We start from the raw sequence: 5,283 nt of genomic DNA on the forward strand, positions 1-5,283 counted from the left end.
CTATTGGCTCACCTCTGAAAAGTGCCATCCCGACTACCAGCCAAAGGACTACGTCCGAAGGCAAGCGCCGACGTCGGATCGTGGCTTTATCCGCCAGAGCGGCCGCCGCGGTAATCCAATCATGAGGAATATGATCGGTGAACACCTCAAGGCGAGAGAGCGGTTGCTCAGCAAAATCCAAAACCGCGCTTAAATCCTGAGCAACAGACATAAAAAATCCGGAATCCTTATCAGATTCCGGATTTTCCTGCTGCCTGAGGATTAGTCAACAATCCTTAAGTGAACAGCATTGCCGTCTGACGGGCCTTTTTTTACATTTCGAGCCGGCAATCGGGTTTATTGATATACCGTAACAATAGTTGACCGATTTTCTAGGAGAAGCGGATAATGCGCGTCATCACGCATTATGGCGGCGTAACGCCGGGAGATAGTTAGCATGAGCGTCGAATCCTTCACCCCCACGGCTTTGCAATTCACCCACGGTGCCGCGCACAAGGTGAAGAGCCTAGTCGATGAAGAGGGGAATGATCGCTTGAAGCTGCGCGTATTCGTTACGGGCGGCGGTTGTTCAGGTTTTCAGTACGGCTTCACCTTCGATGAAGAAGTGGCCGATGACGACACCATTGTCGAGCGCGAAGGGGTGAGCCTGGTCGTTGATCCGATGAGCTTCCAGTACCTGGCAGGTGCCGAGGTGGATTATCAGGAAGGTCTGGAAGGTTCGCGCTTCGTGATCAAGAATCCGAACGCCAGCACCACGTGTGGCTGCGGCTCTTCGTTCTCGATCTGATCGTAATCTACCGCATCACCAAGCGCCGCATGGCCTCAGGGCTCTGCGGCGTTTTGTTGTCTGGGATTCGGTATGGCTAGTCAGGCAGGGTAAATGGCGCCGAGTACGCGCAGGCCACGGGCGCCGGTGACGCTAGGGCGATTGGCAGCGATGCCTTCAAGGCAGCAATGGGCCAGCCAGGCGAAGGCCATGGCTTCGACCCAGTCGGGGTCTACACCGTAAGCCGCGGTGCTGCTGACCTTGGTGTTCGGCAGCAAGCTGGCCAAGCGGCTCATCAGCGTGGCGTTGTGGGCGCCGCCGCCGCAGACCAACAGTTCCTGGGTATCTGATTGAGCGCTTTGCAGTGACTCGACGATGGTCAGGGCGGTCAGTTCGAGCAGGGTTGCCTGCACGTCTTCGGCGGCGAAGGTCGACAGTTTCGATAGATGCTGTGTCAGCCATGGCAGGTTGAACACTTCGCGGCCGGTGCTCTTTGGGCCTTTGGTCACGAAAAATGGATCACTCAGCAGTTCGTTCAGCAGAACCGGTTCGACCTTGCCGCTGGCAGCCCATTGGCCATCGCGATCAAAGTTGTCGCCGTGTTGCTGGTGAATCCACGCATCCAGCAAGACATTGCCCGGGCCACAGTCGAAACCCGCAACAGGCTTGCCAGGTTCAATCAGGCTGAGGTTGCTGAAACCGCCAACGTTCAATACCGCGCGATTGCCTGCGCGCTCTTCAAACAACGCTTCGTGAAAGGCTGGGACCAGTGGGGCACCTTGTCCGCCAGCCGCAACATCGCGGCTGCGGAAGTCGCTGACCACGGTGATGCTGGTCAACTCGGTCAGAAGGGCGGGATTGCCGATCTGCACGGTGAAGCCACGCGCCGGTTCGTGGCGAATGGTCTGGCCGTGGCTGCCAATCGCGCGAATGTCTTCGGGGTTCAGGTTTTGTTGGTCGAGGAGGGTATGAATGCCTTGTGCTGCCAATTTCACCCAGTTTTGCTGAGCGATGGCGGAGCGGGCAATCTCGTCCGGGCCGCTGGCGCACAAGCCAAGCAGCTCGGTGCGCAGGGAGTCAGGCATTGGGGTGTAGTGCGTGGCGATCAGTTTGATCGCCGGGGCCAGCTCGACCAGCGCAATGTCCAGGCCATCGAGGCTGGTCCCGGACATCACACCTATATAGAGCGTCATGGCTTAGCGCTTGCTCGAAGCTAGCTGCGTGGATTTTTCTTGATCCATGCGCGCCATCAGCGGTTGGCTCTGGGCGAGGAAACGTGCGCGTTCAGCCTTGGAGATCGGATCGGCCATCGCTACCTTTTGGCCTAGTGGGTCGACGTGCACGCCATTGACCTGGAACTCGTAATGCAAATGCGGTCCGGTGGAAAGTCCGGTGGTGCCGATGTAGCCGATCACCTGGCCTTGTTTGACGCTACTGCCAGTCTGCACGCCTTTGGCAAAGCCCTGCATGTGGCCGTAAAGCGTACGGTAGGTGTTGCCGTGCTGGATGATCACGGTATTGCCGTAGCCGCCACGGCGACCGGCCAACAACACTTTGCCGTCACCGGCTGCCTTGATTGGAGTGCCACGCGGCGCTGCATAGTCGACGCCTTTGTGAGCGCGGATCTTGTTCAGGATCGGGTGCTTGCGGCCCATCGAGAATTTCGAGCTGATACGGGCGAAGTCTACCGGGGTACGGATAAACGCCTTGCGCATGCTGTTGCCGTCAGCAGTGTAGTAGCTGCTGTTGCCTTGTTTATTGGTGTAACGCACGGCGGTGTAGGTCTTGCCGCGGTTAGTGAAGCGAGCGGAAAGGATTGGGCCATTGCCGACGGCCTTGCCGTTGACGACTTTTTGTTCGTATATGACATCGAACTCATCACCCTGGCGAATATCCTGGGCGAAGTCGACGTCATAGCCAAACACGCTGGCCATGTCCATGGTCAGGCTGTGGGACAAACCGGCGCGTGCAGCGGACTGCGACAGCGAACTGTTGATCACACCATGAACGTAGGCAGAGCGCACGGTCGGCTTGGCGGTAATGCGGTTGAATGCATAACCCTTGTCATTCTTGGTCAGGGTGATGCTTTCGACATCGCTGACCTTGCTGTGCAGATTGGTCAGCTGGCCATCGGGGCTCAGTTCGAATTCAAGTTTCTGGCCGTGTTTGAGTTGGCTGAACTGCTTGGCCTGCTTGTCACTGGCCAGCACCTCATGCACTGAAGCTGCTGGAAGGCCGACTTTCTCGAACAGTGTGGAGAGTGTATCGCCTTTGGACACGATCACTTCCCTGTGGTTTGGAGACTTTTTTTCTTCGATCACAGGCGCCGGCGCGGGCGCGGCCTGAGCGGTTTCCTGGGGTTCTTCGGCGCTGTTTTCGATCTGAGCGAAAGGGGAAGCTGCTGGCTCATTTGTGGCCTGGACGGCCTCGGCAGCGTCTTGATCTTGTGTCAGTTGTTCGGCAGGGCTTTCCAGTTCAAGACTCAGGGTCGTCTTTTTGGCTTCAACATCACTGGAAGGAAATACCAAAAGCGCCAGGCTCAGAAGGGCGGCGATGCCACTTGCTGCGAGCAGGTGGGTCTTCGGGTAAAGCGGCGGCGCTTTAGACGATTCTTTGGTCATAGGTGATTTTTGACTTTGAAAAAGATGAATTGGAAAAGATGAATGACATGATGAAGATGAAATAACTGTATAAAATATAACCAAATCATCTCTGAAGCAAGTCCGCGAACGCTGTGTCCGTGGATTGGCATCCGTGCGCCGGGCAGAACTTGTATTTGACGCGCGATCTTGTATGGTTGGTTCCCTTTGAATTCGAGCCTTGCGGGTCTGTTATGAAGTCGGTTGAAGAGCAGCTAGCGCTGATTAAACGTGGTGCGGAAGAACTGTTGGTCGAGTCCGAGCTGATCGAAAAGCTCAAGCGTGGCCAGCCGCTACGTATTAAGGCAGGCTTCGATCCGACCGCGCCGGATTTGCACCTGGGTCATACCGTCCTTATTAATAAGCTGCGCCAGTTCCAGGAGCTGGGGCATCAGGTGATCTTCCTTATAGGTGACTTCACCGGGATGATCGGCGATCCGAGCGGAAAGAGTGCGACACGTCCTCCTCTTACCCGCGAGCAGGTTCTCGAGAATGCCGAGACCTACAAGACCCAGGTTTTCAAGATTCTTGATCCGGCGAAAACCGAAGTTGCGTTCAACTCCACCTGGATGGATCAGATGGGGCCGGCCGATTTCATTCGCCTGACTTCGCAGTACACCGTGGCTCGCATGCTCGAGCGCGACGACTTCTATAAGCGCTATACCACCAATCAGCCAATCGCCATTCATGAGTTCCTCTATCCGTTGGTTCAGGGGTATGACTCGGTCGCATTGCGCGCGGATGTCGAGCTGGGTGGTACCGATCAGAAGTTCAACCTGTTGATGGGGCGTGAACTGCAGCGTGGATATGGTCAAGAGGCCCAGTGCATTCTGACCATGCCGCTGCTCGAAGGTCTGGATGGCGTGAAGAAGATGTCCAAGTCCTTGGGCAACTACGTGGGTATTCAGGAAGCGCCGGGTGTGATGTACGGCAAACTGGTTTCCATTCCGGATGCGCTGATGTGGCGCTACTTCGAATTGCTCAGTTTCCGCTCCATGGATGAGATCAATGCATACCGTGCTGATGTCGAGGCGGGTGCCAATCCGCGTGATATCAAGATCAAGCTGGCCGAAGAAATCGTTGCGCGTTTCCATGGTGAAGAGGCTGCAGCCAATGCTCACCGTGCGGCGGGTAACCGTATGAAGGAAGGCGAGCTACCGGACGATCTGCCAGAGATTGAATTGACTGCTACTGAAGACATGCCGATTGCGGCTGTCCTTAATAAGGCAGGTCTGGTCAAGAACTCGGCAGTCGCGCGGGACCTTCTAGGTTCTGGTGGTGTGCGTATAGATGGTGAGGTTGTCGATCGCACCTTTATATACGTACTGGGCGCGACCCATGTTTGCCAGGCCGGGAAGAAGGCATTTGCACGTATTACGCTCAAATCCGAATAAAGCTCAAATTAGGTGTTGACGGCAGATTCTGGAAGTCTATAATTCGCCCCACTTCCGGCGCAGTCGAAACGGAAAACTCCTTGGTAAACAATGAGTTACGCAGTTTTCGACAGCGAGTTGCTTCAGGTCATCGAAGCCCAGAAGGAGTTGAAAGAGCGGGGTGGTTTGGCTCTTTTGACGATTCGATCTTCTCGGTCGACAGCGGTGTAAAAGAGGTGTTGACAGCAGCGAGTAACGCTGTAGAATTCGCCTCCCGCTAACGAGAGATCGCAAGCGCAAGTGGTTGAAGTTGCAAAGGAAACTTTGAAAACTTCGAAAAATAACCGCTTGACAGCAACAGAGGCTGCTGTAGAATGCGCGCCTCGGTTGAGACGAAAGATCTTAACCAACCGCTCTTTAACAACTGAATCAAGCAATTCGTGTGGGTGCTTGTGGAGTCAGACTGATAGTCAACAAGATTATCAGCATCACAAGTTACTCACTC

The 5,283-nt window shown here is 55.3% G+C and carries 5 protein-coding genes; 2 read left to right on the top strand and 3 right to left on the bottom strand.

Annotated elements, in window-relative coordinates:
* The coding region (locus tag CUN63_RS15800) for a transposase domain-containing protein (RefSeq protein WP_178082704.1) at nucleotides 1-211 on the bottom strand (211 nt) is incomplete at its 3' end.
* A gap of 225 nt (nucleotides 212-436) precedes the next feature.
* Here CUN63_RS15800 and erpA point away from each other — a divergent pair.
* Nucleotides 437-787 carry an iron-sulfur cluster insertion protein ErpA gene (gene erpA, locus CUN63_RS15805; RefSeq protein WP_007947969.1) on the top strand — a complete coding sequence of 117 codons (351 nt, stop codon included), beginning with the start codon at nucleotides 437-439 and terminating at the stop codon, nucleotides 785-787.
* Between the two features lie 80 nt (nucleotides 788-867).
* Here erpA and CUN63_RS15810 read toward each other — a convergent pair whose 3' ends face one another.
* Nucleotides 868-1,959 (bottom strand): anhydro-N-acetylmuramic acid kinase, encoded by a 1,092-nt coding sequence (locus CUN63_RS15810; RefSeq protein ID WP_129440748.1) that lies wholly within the window; start codon nucleotides 1,957-1,959, stop codon nucleotides 868-870.
* Between the two features lie 3 nt (nucleotides 1,960-1,962).
* On the bottom strand, nucleotides 1,963-3,387 hold the full coding sequence (locus CUN63_RS15815; protein WP_123368685.1) for a peptidoglycan DD-metalloendopeptidase family protein: 1,425 nt from the start codon (nucleotides 3,385-3,387) through the stop codon (nucleotides 1,963-1,965).
* Between the two features lie 212 nt (nucleotides 3,388-3,599).
* Here CUN63_RS15815 and tyrS point away from each other — a divergent pair, with 212 nt between their 5' ends.
* Nucleotides 3,600-4,799 carry a tyrosine--tRNA ligase gene (tyrS, locus tag CUN63_RS15825; RefSeq protein WP_129440749.1) on the top strand — a complete coding sequence of 400 codons (1,200 nt, stop codon included), beginning with the start codon at nucleotides 3,600-3,602 and terminating at the stop codon, nucleotides 4,797-4,799.
* The last annotated feature ends 484 nt before the right edge of the window (nucleotides 4,800-5,283 follow it).

Source organism: Pseudomonas sp. ACM7 (assembly GCF_004136015.1).
GTDB classification, from domain to species: domain Bacteria; phylum Pseudomonadota; class Gammaproteobacteria; order Pseudomonadales; family Pseudomonadaceae; genus Aquipseudomonas; species Aquipseudomonas frigoris.

Coding starts and splice junctions, on each gene's coding strand:
- erpA (WP_007947969.1), top strand. CDS start 437: ATGAGCGTCGAATCCTTCACCCCCACGGCTTTGCAATTCACCCACGGT.
- CUN63_RS15810 (WP_129440748.1), bottom strand. CDS start 1,959: ATGACGCTCTATATAGGTGTGATGTCCGGGACCAGCCTCGATGGCCTG.
- CUN63_RS15815 (WP_123368685.1), bottom strand. CDS start 3,387: ATGACCAAAGAATCGTCTAAAGCGCCGCCGCTTTACCCGAAGACCCAC.
- tyrS (WP_129440749.1), top strand. CDS start 3,600: ATGAAGTCGGTTGAAGAGCAGCTAGCGCTGATTAAACGTGGTGCGGAA.